Here is a 14,975-nt window from a genome sequence, read left to right on the forward strand (position 1 = left end):
TTGTCATTGCGAGCTATTAAAAGATTTGTTGCATAGCTCAAAAAACGCGTTTGATGTCATTCCTGCGGGAGCGGGAATGACACAAAACGAGCAATGCAACAAGACCACAACTAAAAGGAGTATGGTCATCTAGAAAAAGTAATAAACAAATTCTATAAATTAGTATTAATAATATTCAATTTCAGCTAATGTTATACTTTCAGTACCTGATAATTTATAATAATCACTACTAGTAGAGTTAGGAATTTGTAAGTCAAATAATAGTGCGTTTTCTTCTTTATACGGATCAACTAAGTAAGAATTTGTAATATCTGTAACTATTGGCGATAAATAGGTTGTTGTTTCAATAAGCTTATCAATAGCATTCTGTCCGTCTTTTAATATTTTATCGACTAGTTTTTTATCTTTATAAAAAGTATTTACGGCCCCTATTAAGGTTGTTGATATCTCATATATAATAACACCGTTTTTAATTATATTGGTTATATTAGAGTCTAATGTTGCTGTTTTAGAAAAAATTAAAGAAATAACAGTAGGATATTTATTAAATACATTAGGTAGTTCTAAAAAAGTATTTACGGCTGAATAGGCAGAATTGGTTGCTTCTGAAAAACAATAAAATGCTTTGTATATGTTTTCATAATTGCTATTGCTCATAAACTTACCTCTTTTTTATATACGTAATTGCCATGTTTCATGGTAATTACATATCATACTACTAAATTAAGAAGTGTCAATATTAAAAAATTATATTTCTTCTTAGAGGATATCAGTAAATAAATTTTAATTACTAATATCCTCTAAACTCCACCTAGCTTTTGGACAGAAATTCAAAGGAGTAAATAACTTATTATTGTAACGCTCAAGTCCTGCATATGCAATCATTGCAGCATTATCGGTGCATAAGTGGATAGGTGGATAAATAAGCCGATAACCATATGTTTTAGCACAGCTACTTAATATTTTTTGTAAATATTTATTAGCAGCGACACCGCCGGCAATAACTATATTCTTCTTATCAAAATTATTTGTTATTTGTTCATATGCTCTAATAGCATCTTGTACCTTACTACTTAGAATTTCTCCTATAGTAAATTGAAAACTTGCCGCTATATCATTGATTACAGTGTCATTAATTTCCTTTAAATTCATTATTAAAGTACGCACGGCAGTTTTAAGTCCTGAAAAGGACATATTGCAATTACCGCTGTTAATTATAGGTTTTGGAAATTTATATTTATGAGGATCGCCAAGTTTTGCTCTTTTCTCAATTTCAGGTCCTCCGGGAAAAGCTAAGTTTAGCATTTTGGCTACCTTGTCAAAGGCTTCGCCTACGGCATCATCTATAGTAGATCCTAGTATTTTATATTTTCCGAGACCTAAAACTGCTACAAATTGGCAATGTCCGCCCGAAGCTAACAAGAGTAAATAAGGATAAGGAATATTATCGGTTAGTCTTGCGGTTAAAGCATGACCTTCTAAATGATTAATTGCAATAAAGGGTTTTTTTAAAGCACTGCTTAGTGATCTTGCAAACATTGAGCCAACTATAACACCGCCGATTAAACCTGGACCGGAAGTTGCAGCAATTGTACTAATGTCCGTTAATTTAGTGTTGCTTTCTTTTAAAACATTTTTTAATGCTTTATCTAGATGCGATAAGTGAGAACGTGCAGCAATTTCAGGTACTACCCCTCCAAAAACTGCATGTTCTGTATTTTGTGAAATGATTATATTAGATAAGATTTCTCGATTTTCGGTGATTATAGAAACAGCTGTATCATCACAGCTTGATTCTATACCTAAAATTTTTATCATTCAAATTGAAACTAATTAGAGGCGTTGTTAAGTAAAAAATGATAGTTTGCGTCATTGTGAGAAGGTGTTATCCACGTGGATACCGATGTCATTCCCGCGTAGGCGGGCATGACATAACAGGACCCATATGACAACACCAACACCCGCTTGCAATCACGATATCTATCTTTATTTAATAATGCCTAATTAGATACCTTTAAGGTATTTAATTGATTATACAGCTTATAAATAGATTGTTCGGCATCAATAATTTTTTTATTAACTATTTTTAATAGTCTTTCCGAAGATTTTTCTGTTATTTGCGTTGCAGCACTTACTTGCTCCGCTAAATTTTTAAGTGATTCTTGTATTTCTACAAAAGATTTTTTAAATTGTTCTTTGATAGTAATAGATGATTCTTCAAGCTCTTTAATTTTTAAGCATAGATTTTCTAATAAATGATCTATTTTAGTTTGCATTAAAGTCAATTTTTGCTTTTGTTTTTCACTAAGATAGCTTAAAGTTTCTTGCATTTTTGCCTGTATACGTACTTTTGTAGTACGTTCAAGTTCTGAAGCTAAACCGATTTTACTCATTAAAAATATTATCCATTTGTGAACGTCCAAATGATACCATTTTGCACCGTTACGATAATCTGAAGGAAAAGCATGATGGTAATTATGCCAATTTTCACCGAGTAAGAATAATGCCATCCACCAAATATCTCCGGCAGTGCCTTTGTAATATTTTTTACTACCGGCAAAGTGGCATAAAGAATTAACGCAGAAGGTTGCTTGCTGCTGTAGGAATCTACCGAGCCCCATAAATAAAAATCCTGCATATGCCGATTGCATAGTACCACCGACTAAGTAACCGATAAATAAAGGCACGACAATATTCATAAAAGCTGCTATTTGCCAATAATATTTTAGCTGCCATTTTAATAAATTGTTTTTCCCGTGCTTAGCCCAAGTAATGCGATCAATAGACTTATAGCTACCGCTTCCGACTAGCATCCATCCTATATGAGACCACATAAAGCCTAAAAATTTATTATCAAATTTTAAAGGAGTATGCGGATCTTGGTCTTGATCCGTATATCTATGATGTTTATAATGATTCGATGCCCAAGATAAAGCTGGTCCTTGTAATGTTCCTGCAGACAGCATAATTAAGACAAACTCGGCATATTTATTTATTTTATAGGCATTATGAGACCATAACCTATGCAGACCGATCCCAACGGTAATATTATTAATATAATAACTAGCAATTATAAAAATAACTTCAGTTAGCCCTATTCCATAATCAAACGAATATTTAACTACAAGAGATATAATAAAAATAGGATAAAATATTAAAGCAAATAAAGCAGGCTTATTTAGTTTACTTAACATAAAATTTACAGTTTTTAGTTATAAAATATATAAATCGGCAACGAATAAAATCTTAATTATATTATACATCAATATTAATAGATATTAACATACTTAATGCATAAATACAAAGAAAATTTTGACAATAAAATTCTAGTTATCCTTTATTTAGACAATAACCGATAAACGAACGGTTGTAATAATTAAATTGTCTTTCCCTAAGACCTCTCTAATCCTATTTATATGAACATCTATGAGACGTTCATTAAAGGTCTCTTCACTTTCCCATAAATATTTTATTATTTCTTGACGCAAAAATACTTCATTTGGAACCTGAAAAAAAAGTTGTAAAATTTTAAACTCAGTAGGACCTAGAGGAATATTCAGTCCGTCTTTGTATACTTTTTCAGTATTTAAATCAATATTTAGATTCTTAAATTTAATAATATTATCTTGTACAACTGACTTGAAACGTCTCAATAAGCTCTTTAAAGTACCTACTATTTGCTCAGATAAGAAGGGCTTATAAAAAAATAGCACGTTATCGTCTATTTCTGTTAGTTATTTATTGTTATTAAAGGATTTTCTTGTAATTCTGCACTAATAATCATGATAACAAGCAGCTGACTAAAAAAATAAGTTAATGCTTTTTCTAGAGTTGAAGCCCTCATTATATTAAATCCTGCTCTCTCTTAATATCATTACTTAAAGAAATATTAACACTTTTTTATTTTTTTCTTCTATAATTAAAACTTCAGGTAATAGCTTATCAAACACTGAATTAATCTTCATTAATATTTAGTAAATAATTAAAAATTTTTGTAATAATTTTCTAATTTATTAGGGTCTATAGCAAACTTTTTATAAAAAGAAACAAAGAAATAATAATTTTTTAAAGATAATACTTGAATTTAATAGTTTTAGTTGCTATAAATAGCTTTATTTTAAAGTTTGTTTGTTGGAGATTCTTATATATCATGAGCTTTTATGAATCAGTTTTTATTATACGTCAAGACGTATCATTAAACGATATAGATAAAATCGTTGATGATTTTGCTAAAATTATTAAAGGTAATAATGGCACTATCATAAAAAAAGAATATTGGGGGTTAAGAACTTTAGCTTACAAAATCGGTAATAACAAAAAAGGACATTATTATTTTTTAGGTCTAGATATTACTGGTAATGTAAAAGAAGAGCTAGAAAGAAAAATGAAGCTTAACGAAAATATCATTAGATTTCTTACAATTCAAGCAGATTCAATTAGTAGTGAACCTTCACCGATATTAAAAAATCAAAGTACAGAGAATACTCCGGTAATTGACGTAACGATTAATAATTAAATTTGTAAGAATTAAGGTTAAAGAATGTTAAAAAGTAATAATGCTAGTGAAACAGCTGCTCACAAGGTAGGAGATAAAACTGCTAAAAAAGTATTTTTTAGAAGACGTAAAGGATGCCCTCTTTCTGTGCCTAATGCACCTGTTATTGATTATAAAAACCCTGAGCTTTTAATAAAATTTGTCTCTGAAGGCGGTAGAATGTTACCAAGCAGGATCACAAATGTTTGTGCAAAGAAACAAAGAAAGCTAAATAATGCTATTAAAATTGCAAGAATTTTAGCGTTATTACCTTTTGTATTTCAAGCTAAATAAAGGCATAATACATGGAAATTATATTAATAAAACCCGTAAGAAAATTAGGTAAAATTGGCGACATACTCAAAGTAGCAGACGGGTTTGGTCGTAATTATCTTTTACCGCAAAAATTAGCTATTAGAGCTACTGAGCCTAATAAAGAGCTAATAGTTAAACAAAAACACGAATTTGAAGCAAAAGATAAGCAAATAAGAGAAGAAGTAGAAAAAATTAATGCTCTTATTAAAGATCAACAATTAGTTTTTATCCGTCAAACATCAAATGACGGTAAACTTTTCGGTTCGGTTACTAATAAAGAAATAGCCGATAAATTATCTGAAAATATATCTTATAATATTTCTCATTCAAATATTATTCTTGATAAACAAATTAAATCTACCGGAATTTATACAGTTGAAATAAGACTCCATGCAGAGCTTAATGCTATAGTTACGGTTATTGTTGCAAGATCAGAATCAGAAGCACAAGATTATTTACGCGAACAAAAGACTGAAACTTCAGAAGATTTAGCTGAGTCAGCATAAATTTTTTTTATCATCTAATTGTGTAGTTTTTTGTTACCATTGCAAAAGTAGAGCATTGTTGTATGGATTGAGAAACTTGCTCGATGTCATTCCCGCGTAGGCGGGCATCCAGCATAAAGCGAGATAAATCGAGCTTTTAATTTCAAGAATTTGCTGTATTTATACTTTTTTTCTGGATTCCTGCTTTCGCAGGAATGACATAAGAGCCATGCAACAAAGTCCCGCCTACGCGGAAATGACATACTACTAAGTTTGACCACAATATCCAAACACTTTACAATACTAACATTTTTCAACCATGCTATATGAAAAATTTGAGTATAATATCAATAATCTAATAGGTAATTTTGGCTTATCTAAAATATCGATTGCAGTATCTGGTGGGAGCGATTCGGTAGCACTTCTTTATCTTGCTAATATTTGGGCAGAGAAAAATAATATAGAATTATTTGTTATATCGGTTGATCATAACTTACGGGAACAGTCGAAGCAAGAGACCCATTATATCCAAAATATCAGTAATAGTCTAAATCGCAAGCATTATAGTTTATCTTTTGACCATCAAAATAATTTTTCCAATTTACAAGAAAGAGCAAGAGAAGGACGCTATGATTTGATGACAAATCTATGTCTAGAACTCGATATATTAGTACTTTTAACTGCTCACCATGAAGATGATTACGTAGAAAATTTTTGTTTAAGATTAGAGCGTAATAGCGGTATATTTGGACTTAGTAGCAGTAATATCAATTGGTATAATAATATACACATAATTAGACCGCTATATAATATTCCAAAAAGTGAATTAGTAGAATATTTAGTCAGGCATAATATAAAATGGTTTGAAGATGAGTCAAATTCATCTGATAAATATAGACGAAATGTTATTAGGCAAAAATTAGCTAAAGGTGCAGATTATATTAGACATTTTTCCAAACCAGTTTATAGAGAGGAATTTAAAGGAGACACAGAACGCAGCACCGCAGCGTACACAAGCGTAGGTGAGGAGGCATTGTTGCGTGGACCGGTAAAACTCACTGTGTCATCCCGTGGCTTGACCACGGTAAAGACAATAAAAAGTACTAATAATTTTAGTATTTTTAACTGGATCCCGTGGTCAAGCCACGGGATGACAGAGGTAAAATTGATCCACGCAACAATGCCAAGTGAGGATGCGAGTACCGGAACGGCGTCTAAATTATCTCTAGAAGCGAAGTGTGGAAAGATGTCTAAAGCCGCAATAATCTCACAACAACTTAAAACCAACAAACTTATAGAAAACGAGTTTAAGCCTGAATTAATATCGGCGATAGCTGAAGCGGTCAAGATTTTTGAATATGGCTTTGCTTTTCTTGATTTAGTTAAATTTGATAAGTTTTCAAATGAGGTGAAAGTACAAATAATTAATTTTTTACTGATAATAATTAGTGGACAATCTAGAGCAGCTCGTTTTTATTCGGTAGAACCTATTTTGAAATTAATTACTCAAGACGTAAACTTTAAGAATACACTTCATGGCTGTATAATTAAGCGCATACAAAACGAGTTACTTATATACAGGGAATTCGGCAAAAAATTGCCTGAGAGTAAAATATTACTAGATAAATCCGTTATTTGGGATAATAGATTTTGTATCACAAAAAATCAAGAAACTCCAAATTGTTTTGTAACTCATCTATCGTTAAAAGATTATAAAATAATAAAGAAACAATTAGATTTAGAACCTTTGAAAAATCTATCCTGCAAAAACCACAATGCAGTTTTATTGACCTTACCTATCATTAAAATACTTGAAAAAGTTATAGCAATACCACATATATCATATTATGATAACGACATGTGGAACTTTGAAGTATCTTTTTCTCCAAATTTTGTATCTCGTTTCACCCATTTTTGCTAACACCGGTATTTAAGAGGTTATCTGTAAATAAATTTTAACGATAAAATTTATTTACAGACCTCTCTTATACCAATAAAAATTTTTATTAGGTTTTATATCGATGAATAATCAAGGTAGAAGTATTTTAGCTTGGGCAGCACTTTTTATTTTTGTAATATTACTTTTTAATGTGTTCCAATCTGACAGTTTACTTGGTGGAAGAAATAATATAACTTTCTCGGATTTTTTAACACGAGTTGATGAAAAGACCGTTAATTCGGTAAAAATTCAGGGTAGAGTAATTGAAGGCACTTCAAATGACGGCTCTACTTTTAATACTTATGCTCCTGATTATCCTGATTTAGTAAATCGTCTTACTAGCAATGACGTTAATATTGAAGTAGTGCCTCTTGAAACAAGAATGAATACCTTTTTAGGCTTTTTAATTTCTTGGTTTCCTATGCTTTTATTGATAGGTGTTTGGGTTTTTTTCATGCGTCAAATGCATGGAGGTGGGAAAGCCATGGGGTTTGGAAAATCTAAAGCTAGGTTGCTATCAGATAAAGGACCAAAAATTACCTTTAAAGATGTAGCAGGTATCGATGAAGCAAAAGAAGAATTAACTGAAATAGTAGATTTTTTAAGGGATCCAAGCAAGTTCCAAAAGCTTGGTGGTAAAATACCGAAAGGCTGCTTACTTATAGGTCCTCCCGGAACCGGTAAGACACTTCTTGCTAAAGCAATTGCAGGTGAGGCTAATGTTCCGTTTTTTAGCATATCCGGCTCTGATTTTGTTGAAATGTTTGTAGGTGTCGGTGCAAGTCGTGTGCGTGACATGTTTGAACAGGGTAAACGTAATGCTCCTTGTATTATCTTTATCGATGAAATTGATGCGGTAGGTCGCCATAGAGGTATCGGTATGGGTGGCGGCAATGATGAACGTGAGCAAACCTTAAACCAAATGTTAGTCGAAATGGATGGATTTGAAGCAAACGAGGGAGTTGTGATCATTGCAGCTACAAACCGTCCTGACGTTCTTGATCGTGCATTACTGCGTCCCGGTAGGTTTGATCGTCAAATTGCCGTTGCAAACCCTGATATAAACGGTCGTGAGCAAATTCTAAAAGTACATTTAAAGAAAATTAAATATAATAGTACGGTACTAGCACGAATTATTGCTCGCGGTACCCCGGGCTTTTCCGGTGCTGAACTTGCTAACTTAGTTAATGAAGCTGCTCTTATTGCTGCAAGGCTTGGTAAGAAAGAAGTAGATATGCACGACATGGAAGAGGCAAAAGATAAGGTGCTGATGGGAGTTGCACGTCGCTCCATTGCAATGTCGGAGAAAGAAAAAAGGTTGACTGCATATCATGAAGGCGGACATGCATTAGTAGGACTTTATTGTCCTGCAGCATCACCTATTCATAAGGCTACGATTATACCGCGTGGTAATGCTCTTGGGATGGTGCAAAGACTTCCTGAAACTGATGAATATTCTCAGAATCGTGAACAGATGGAATCATCTATAGCAGTTTATATGGCAGGAAGAGTAGCGGAGGAAATTATTTTCGGTAGAAATAAAGTTACCTCAGGAGCTTCGTCGGATATAAAAGGTGCAACTAATATTGCCAGAGCGATGGTTACAAAAGCAGGTTTAAGTGATTTAATAGGACCGATATTTCACGGTTCAAGTGGTGACGATATGTATGGTAGACAACCTAATAATGAAACCTCGGAAGCTACTGCAGAGTTAATTGATGCTGAAGTTAAAAGAATTATTACGCAAGGATATGAATTTGCAAAAGATATTTTAACAAAACATATAGATCAACTTCATACCTTAGCAAATGCTTTAATTGAATATGAGACATTGTCCGGTCAGCAAATTAAAAATTTACTTAGTGGTAGAGCTTTAGATTCAGAAGAGGAGAATAAATTTCCTTTTAATGATTCATCTACTATAAAAATAGATAAAGAAAAATCACCTGAGAAAACAAAAACAACTAAAGCTAAAAAAGAAAATTACGCTTCCTAAGTTTAGTAGTATAATTTATGTATAAATTTATAGATTTATTTTGTGGTATCGGTGGTTTTAGAAAAGCCTTGGAAATAAAGGGTCTTGAATGTGTTTTTTCATAGACAAAGACGTACAAGAAGCATATAAAAGAAATTTCGGTGATAAGCCATACGGTGATATTACGGAAATATCAGAAACCAAAATCCCTAAACATGATATTTTATGTGCCGGTTTTCCTTGCCAATCTTTTAGTATTTCAGGTAAGAGGCTTGGTATAGGAGATGTAGACTTTTGTATGAAATAATCAGAATAGTACAATATCACAAACCCTATATATTATTGCTTGAGAATGTTAAAAATATTCTGAATATTAATAATGGCAGCGTAATTGAAACTAAAAAATTAGATGAGATTATAAAATATATATGACTCAATAAAAGAGCAGTTTAATGGATAATGGAATATACTCGATCAACTTCAAAAATTGGCTAAGTCGTTCTACAAGTACTGCGGTACTCACGTATTAAGTATACGCTGCGTTCCTCGTCTTGTGAACTCCTGGCTCTTTTTGCAGTTGATCTTCGTATATGGATTGCTAACTATAAATATCGTCATTGTGAGTAGGCGTTGTTGCGTGGACCAGTAAATGCTCTTGATGTCATTCCCGCAGAAGCGGGAATCCAGTAAAACCTACAAAAAATTTGTTTTTTTAGGTTTATTTTGTTAGTACTAAGACTATTTTTTCTGGATTCCTGCTGCTGCGGGAATGACATCGGTATCCACGCTAGCAATACCTTGTGAGTAACTGTAAGTAGCATGGCAACCTAGAGACATTAATGTCATCCACGTAACAGGTATGAAAGATTGTGAATTAGCTAATTATTTTGTATAGTTCTAAAAACAAATTTTAAGAGAGTACTTAAAATGGCAGAGTTAAGGTTACCGCCAAATTCAGTAGTAAAAAAAGGTAGAGAGCATAAAGAACAAGAGGAAATGCTTAAACCTAGAAAGATAAAAATTTATAGGTATGACCCTGATTTTGATAAGAATCCTACTATCGATAGTTTTGAGATAGATTTAAGCAAAACCGGACCGATGGTTTTAGATGCTTTAATTAAAATCAAAAACGAAATCGATTCTACTTTAACTTTTAGGCGTTCTTGTCGGGAAGGAATTTGCGGTAGTTGTGCAATGAATATTGACGGTACAAATACTTTAGCATGCATAAAACCAATAGAAGATATATCAGGCGATATCAAAATCTATCCGCTTCCTCATATGAAAGTAGTGAAAGATTTAGTACCTGATATGTCGCATTTTTATGCACAATACGAATCTATAGAACCTTGGCTCAAAACCGATAGCCCTACCCCTTCAAACTCTGAAAGGTTACAGTCGATTAAAGACCGAGAAAAGCTTGACGGTTTATATGAGTGTATATTATGTGCTTGCTGTTCTACTTCTTGTCCTAGCTATTGGTGGAACGGTGATAAATATTTGGGTCCTGCGATTTTACTACAAGCATATAGATGGATTGCCGATTCAAGGGATGATAATACCGGTGAACGTCTTGAAGCTTTAGAAGACCCATTTAAGCTTTACCGTTGTCATACGATTATGAACTGTACTAAGACCTGCCCGAAAGGCTTAAATCCTGCTAAAGCTATCGGTAAAATAAAAAGTTTAATTGCAGAACGTCACGGTTTGTGATTCTTAATTAATTATTTTTAAAAATGATAAAATAATGAAAAAAGCAATTATTTTCTGTTGATTGTAATAATACCATGACACAAGGTGACATGAATTATTGTGTCGCTGCAGAATATAAGAAAGTTGATAAGAAACTAAATCAAATATACCAAGAAATATTAAAACATATTTCAGACAAACGAGAACAAGTTAATTTACTTAAAAAATCCCCAAATTTATGGATTAAGTACCGAGATGCTGATTGTGAATTTCGAAGTTTTGGGGTTTATGGTGGTTCCGTATATCCAATGATACTGCTTATGTGTCTTACATCTTACAGGAAAAACCGAAGAGCGTATAAAAAAGAATTTGAAGCCATGCTGAAATGTGAAGAAGGGGACTTAAGTTGTCCATTTATAATCAAGACTCAGAACCTAGGTTTTTTTGTGGACATTTCTAGTTGATTTGCTATTTTGAGGTATTTTGTAACAAAAATTAATAAGATTTTTGCGGAATAGTTAGTCATATTTCAAAAAAATCTTATAATTTGCAGCAACAAATAGCCAAAATTAAATCTTTTTAGAAATGTCCACAAAACCTAAATTAATTCATAATTTGTAATACTTTAAATAATTCTCCCATTTGTTTCGGTGATATTAGTCTTTCTACCTGTCTTTCTATTATTTGTGCCTGCTCAGACATCTTTCCAAACTCTACTTCTAGAGGTAATTTATACGTCGATCCGATACTCGCATCCTCACGTACTAAAGTGTACGCTGCGGTGCTGCGTTTCGTGTCTCCTTTAAATTCCTCTCTATAAGCGAATTTGGCAAGATGTCTATCATTAAGCTTGTCTTGCAATGTTTGTTTACGTAATAAGATTCCATTTTCTATTAAAAAATCTCGTTGCGATATTGTATCTATTACGTTTATTTTGCTGTTTTTAGCTACCGTCTTTAATGCATAAAAATCCACATGTGCCGATAAATCAGCTTCTCCAAGATTTTCAAGGATGGGGCAATATTTATGGTTTTTAACCGCTTGTAATGTTTGATTATATTGATATCTAGTTCTACCATTCGGAGCTATATCATAGCCGTAATCTATTATTAAGCCACTGCCGCTTAGTCTTTTTAGATGCTGCGCTATAAATTTTATAATTTCTATCGATTTATAAGATTCTTCAAGTACTGCCCCGTCTTTTGCTTCAATATGAGTACACAGCAGATATTCTTGTAATTGCTTATTAACGCTTATTTTATCGTATTTAATTCTTTCGTCTACCGGCTGCACTACAAATATTCTTTCATACCATAATTCCTTGACTTTAATATATTGCTTTATCGGTATAGCATCAAAGAATTCGTTAGCTATTATTATAGTAGGTTTTTTTGGTATATCTTCTACAAATGATTGATGACTAATCGGTAAATTAATATCTTGTAAATTAGCCTTTTGATAAGCAATAAAATTTTTATTAATTTCTATTAGTTCAATTGATAAGGCTTTATAAAATTCCGGTACTAATTTTGCAGTACGTAGTAAATCACGCATTAATAGACCTCGACCAGGACCAAGCTCTACTAAACTAAGACTTTTTGGGCAGCCAATTCTTTGCCACTCTCTGATACACCATAAGCCGATAATTTCACCGAATAGCTGTGAAATTTCAGGAGCCGTAACAAAGTCACCTTCATTAGCTAATGATTTTACTTGCTTATAATAGGAAGTAGGATTTAAGTTTAATACCTCCTGCATGAGGACATCGCAAGTAATATAACCGTTTTGATCAATTAATTGTCTTATTTTGGATTCGATTGACATATTAAATAACTTCCTAAAAGTAACATAGGTACAGATAAAATTTGTCCCATAGTTAAGCTATCTAAAATAAACCCGATTTGTATGTCGGGTTCTCTAAATATTTCAATAGTGATTCGGAAAAGACCGTAAAATGTGAAAAATATTCCTGAGTTTAAACCGCACTTTTTAAGAGTCTTGTGCTTAAATGTTGTATATGCTAAGATACTAAATAATACTAAACCTTCAAAAAAAGCTTCATATAATTGACTAGGATGTCTTGGCATCAAATCGCTATTCGGAAAAATCATACCAAAAGAAGAATTTGTAATACGTCCGTATAGTTCGCCGTTAATAAAATTAGCGATTCTACCTAAAAATAATCCGATAGGTACTACAGGGGCTATTATATCTGTGAGACTTAAAAAATTAATTTTATATTTTCGGCAAAACAAATAAGCAGCAATAATCCCCCCTAAAGCTCCGCCATGGAAAGACATCCCGCCTTCATAAGTTTTTAAGATATCTATTGGATTTGAAAAATATCTAGAAGGGTTATATAATAAAACAAACCCTAGTCTGCCTCCGACTATTATGCCTATAACGGCATAAGTAATGAAATCTTCTAGATTTTTTTTGGTAATTTGAGGCTTAAATTTTTCTATAATTTTATTTGCATAGAACCAGCCTAGCAAAATTCCTATTACATATGAAAGAGAATACCAAGAGATAGCAAGTGGACCTATAGAGAAAATAATTGGATTGATATTAGGAAATGTCATAGATAAATAAGTTATTTAATTCATTTAACGTCTGAGTTACGGAAAATTACGTAAGTAATTGACTAGGCAATTCAGTTTTTTATTATTTTTATGGGTTGCCGCAGCTGCTTCGTGGCTTTGCAATGACAGTATCTATATTTGCTTAGCAATACCAAATTCTTTTGAGTTAAAATTATTGATAAAAATAAAATTCTTAATAATAAAAAAGATTTATATTTATAATAATAATGATAGGTAAAATATGCAATATTTAATGGATCTATATCATACCTCAAGTACTGAGTTAGTATTATTGTTTGTTATGTTAGTATCTCTTATACCGGTGATATTTCTAATTAAAAGATTAATTTTTATTCCGGTAAAAAATTATTTAACTAGACATCATTATGATGATTATGAAAGGATAAAAAAATATCCTATATTTCGTTATTTATTACATACTTTATTAGCACTTTACTTTGTATGTTGGGGAAAGATTTTTCATCCTACTTCTTTTAAAGCACATGTATTACTGGGAATCAAAGATACTATAGTAATCTTATATACTGGTATATCTGTGACGATGTTATTATTAACGCTTATAGATGCTTTTGCAGATCTGTATCACAATAGAATCAAAGCCGTTACAAAAAATGCACCGCTTAGCTTATATTTTCAAATATTAAAAATTATTGTCATAGTTATTGCAGCAATGGTAACTATTTCATATATATTAAATATTTCGCTTAGTACATTCTTAACAAGCTTAGGTGCAGCCGCAGCTCTTTTAACATTTGTTTTCAAAGATACCGTTTTAGGATTACTTGCAAGCTTGCAACTAACTACTCAAGAAATTATTAATATTGGAGACTGGGTACGTATAGGCGCAATTGAAGGAACAGTTGAAAAAATTACTATTTCCGTAGTAACAATTAGGAATTTTGACCAATCTATTTCCACAGTTCCTACTTACAGCATTTTAAATTCTAACGTAACTAATTATAGAGGAATTAGTGAATCAGGAGCAAGAAGGGTAAAGAGAGTATTTAATATTAATATGGCAACTATTAACTTCTGTGATGCTACTATTTTAAAAGCACTAAAAAAATCTCCTTATATATCAAAGGATGTAATAGATAAAATCACTCTTGATAAAGAAGAGAAAGATTTAACCAACATTAAACTATTCAAATTATATATTCAGGAATATCTAAAAAATAATCCAGCAGTTTATACCGAAGGGTTTACTTTTCTAGTAAGACAGCTTGAACCTACGATTAATGGGTTGCCTATAGAAATATATATCTTTGTTAAAGAAGTAAATTTAGTAGGTTATGAAAATATACAGGACAATATTTCTGAACATTTCATTTCTATACTTCCTGAATTTAAATTAAAAATATTTCAGAATGTAGGAGTGGTATAATATATCCAAAGTAAAATGAAAAGTAGTAAAAATAAAAAAATAAATTAA

14 protein-coding genes and 1 pseudogene are annotated in these 14,975 nt (G+C 31.8%); 9 read left to right on the forward strand and 6 right to left on the reverse strand.

The genetic code is table 11. From position 1 onward, the window contains the following. Positions 1-165: 165 nt before the first annotated feature. The 4 genes from RSL_RS00320 to RSL_RS00335 form a co-directional block, all read right to left on the reverse strand. Positions 166-657 (reverse strand): DUF5424 family protein, encoded by a 492-nt coding sequence (locus RSL_RS00320; protein ID WP_014273119.1) that lies wholly within the window; start codon positions 655-657, stop codon positions 166-168. Positions 658-783: 126 nt separating this feature from the next. Continuing rightward, positions 784-1,818: a tRNA (adenosine(37)-N6)-threonylcarbamoyltransferase complex transferase subunit TsaD gene (gene tsaD / locus RSL_RS00325; RefSeq protein ID WP_014273120.1), complete on the reverse strand. Its 1,035-nt coding sequence runs from the start codon at positions 1,816-1,818 to the stop codon at positions 784-786. A 182-nt stretch (positions 1,819-2,000) separates the two neighbouring features. Next, positions 2,001-3,194, reverse strand: a complete 1,194-nt coding sequence (locus RSL_RS00330; protein ID WP_014273121.1) for an acyl-CoA desaturase — start codon at positions 3,192-3,194, stop codon at positions 2,001-2,003. 147 nt (positions 3,195-3,341) lie between these two features. Next, positions 3,342-3,653, reverse strand: a complete 312-nt coding sequence (locus RSL_RS00335; RefSeq protein WP_004996869.1) for a winged helix-turn-helix domain-containing protein — start codon at positions 3,651-3,653, stop codon at positions 3,342-3,344. A 497-nt stretch (positions 3,654-4,150) separates the two neighbouring features. Here RSL_RS00335 and rpsF point away from each other — a divergent pair, with 497 nt between their 5' ends. The 8 genes and pseudogenes from rpsF to RSL_RS00380 all read left to right on the forward strand — a co-directional run bounded on the left by rpsF (position 4,151) and on the right by RSL_RS00380 (position 11,404). Then, positions 4,151-4,516: a 30S ribosomal protein S6 gene (gene rpsF, locus RSL_RS00340; protein WP_014273123.1), complete on the forward strand. Its 366-nt coding sequence runs from the start codon at positions 4,151-4,153 to the stop codon at positions 4,514-4,516. A 24-nt stretch (positions 4,517-4,540) separates the two neighbouring features. Continuing rightward, on the forward strand, positions 4,541-4,828 hold the full coding sequence (gene rpsR, locus RSL_RS00345; RefSeq protein WP_004996865.1) for a 30S ribosomal protein S18: 288 nt from the start codon (positions 4,541-4,543) through the stop codon (positions 4,826-4,828). An 11-nt stretch (positions 4,829-4,839) separates the two neighbouring features. After that, the gene (gene rplI / locus RSL_RS00350; protein ID WP_004996862.1) at positions 4,840-5,355 is read left to right on the forward strand and encodes a 50S ribosomal protein L9; all 516 of its coding nucleotides are present in this window, start codon (positions 4,840-4,842) and stop codon (positions 5,353-5,355) included. Between the two features lie 298 nt (positions 5,356-5,653). Next, complete coding sequence (gene tilS / locus RSL_RS00355; protein WP_014273124.1) at positions 5,654-7,255, forward strand: tRNA lysidine(34) synthetase TilS; 1,602 nt, start codon at positions 5,654-5,656, stop codon at positions 7,253-7,255. 100 nt (positions 7,256-7,355) lie between these two features. Then, positions 7,356-9,269 carry an ATP-dependent zinc metalloprotease FtsH gene (gene ftsH / locus RSL_RS00360; RefSeq protein ID WP_012719337.1) on the forward strand — a complete coding sequence of 638 codons (1,914 nt, stop codon included), beginning with the start codon at positions 7,356-7,358 and terminating at the stop codon, positions 9,267-9,269. Positions 9,270-9,286: 17 nt separating this feature from the next. After that, positions 9,287-9,680 (forward strand): annotated as a pseudogene (locus RSL_RS09665) (DNA cytosine methyltransferase). A 495-nt stretch (positions 9,681-10,175) separates the two neighbouring features. Beyond that, a complete protein-coding gene (locus tag RSL_RS00375; protein ID WP_014273125.1) occupies positions 10,176-10,961 on the forward strand; it encodes a succinate dehydrogenase iron-sulfur subunit in 786 nt (261 codons plus the stop codon). Positions 10,962-11,035: 74 nt separating this feature from the next. Further along, entirely contained in the window at positions 11,036-11,404 is a 369-nt protein-coding gene (locus RSL_RS00380; RefSeq protein ID WP_014419686.1) for a lysozyme inhibitor LprI family protein, read from the forward strand. 139 nt (positions 11,405-11,543) lie between these two features. Here RSL_RS00380 and RSL_RS00385 read toward each other — a convergent pair whose 3' ends face one another. After that, the gene (locus RSL_RS00385) at positions 11,544-12,764 is read right to left on the reverse strand and encodes a class I SAM-dependent methyltransferase (RefSeq protein WP_010976756.1); all 1,221 of its coding nucleotides are present in this window, start codon (positions 12,762-12,764) and stop codon (positions 11,544-11,546) included. Then, positions 12,743-13,522, reverse strand: coding sequence for a prolipoprotein diacylglyceryl transferase (lgt, locus tag RSL_RS00390; RefSeq protein WP_014273126.1), 780 nt, complete (start codon positions 13,520-13,522; stop codon positions 12,743-12,745). The genes RSL_RS00385 and lgt overlap by 22 nt, the downstream gene beginning before the upstream one ends. A 241-nt stretch (positions 13,523-13,763) precedes the next feature. Between lgt and RSL_RS00400 the strand changes: the two genes are divergently transcribed. Continuing rightward, positions 13,764-14,927: a mechanosensitive ion channel family protein gene (locus RSL_RS00400; RefSeq protein ID WP_014273128.1), complete on the forward strand. Its 1,164-nt coding sequence runs from the start codon at positions 13,764-13,766 to the stop codon at positions 14,925-14,927. Positions 14,928-14,975: the final 48 nt, after the last annotated feature.

The organism is Rickettsia slovaca 13-B (genome assembly GCF_000237845.1).
GTDB lineage: Bacteria > Pseudomonadota > Alphaproteobacteria > Rickettsiales > Rickettsiaceae > Rickettsia > Rickettsia rickettsii.

What these genes read in the sequence shown, in the direction of transcription:
- RSL_RS00320 (WP_014273119.1), bottom strand. Translation starts at nt 657, where the DNA reads ATGAGCAATAGCAATTATGAAAACATATACAAAGCATTTTATTGTTTT.
- tsaD (WP_014273120.1), bottom strand. Translation starts at nt 1,818, where the DNA reads ATGATAAAAATTTTAGGTATAGAATCAAGCTGTGATGATACAGCTGTT.
- RSL_RS00330 (WP_014273121.1), bottom strand. Translation starts at nt 3,194, where the DNA reads ATGTTAAGTAAACTAAATAAGCCTGCTTTATTTGCTTTAATATTTTAT.
- rpsF (WP_014273123.1), top strand. Translation starts at nt 4,151, where the DNA reads ATGAGCTTTTATGAATCAGTTTTTATTATACGTCAAGACGTATCATTA.
- rpsR (WP_004996865.1), top strand. Translation starts at nt 4,541, where the DNA reads ATGTTAAAAAGTAATAATGCTAGTGAAACAGCTGCTCACAAGGTAGGA.
- rplI (WP_004996862.1), top strand. Translation starts at nt 4,840, where the DNA reads ATGGAAATTATATTAATAAAACCCGTAAGAAAATTAGGTAAAATTGGC.
- tilS (WP_014273124.1), top strand. Translation starts at nt 5,654, where the DNA reads ATGCTATATGAAAAATTTGAGTATAATATCAATAATCTAATAGGTAAT.
- ftsH (WP_012719337.1), top strand. Translation starts at nt 7,356, where the DNA reads ATGAATAATCAAGGTAGAAGTATTTTAGCTTGGGCAGCACTTTTTATT.
- RSL_RS00375 (WP_014273125.1), top strand. Translation starts at nt 10,176, where the DNA reads ATGGCAGAGTTAAGGTTACCGCCAAATTCAGTAGTAAAAAAAGGTAGA.
- RSL_RS00380 (WP_014419686.1), top strand. Translation starts at nt 11,036, where the DNA reads ATGACACAAGGTGACATGAATTATTGTGTCGCTGCAGAATATAAGAAA.
- RSL_RS00385 (WP_010976756.1), bottom strand. Translation starts at nt 12,764, where the DNA reads ATGTCAATCGAATCCAAAATAAGACAATTAATTGATCAAAACGGTTAT.
- lgt (WP_014273126.1), bottom strand. Translation starts at nt 13,522, where the DNA reads ATGACATTTCCTAATATCAATCCAATTATTTTCTCTATAGGTCCACTT.
- RSL_RS00400 (WP_014273128.1), top strand. Translation starts at nt 13,764, where the DNA reads ATGCAATATTTAATGGATCTATATCATACCTCAAGTACTGAGTTAGTA.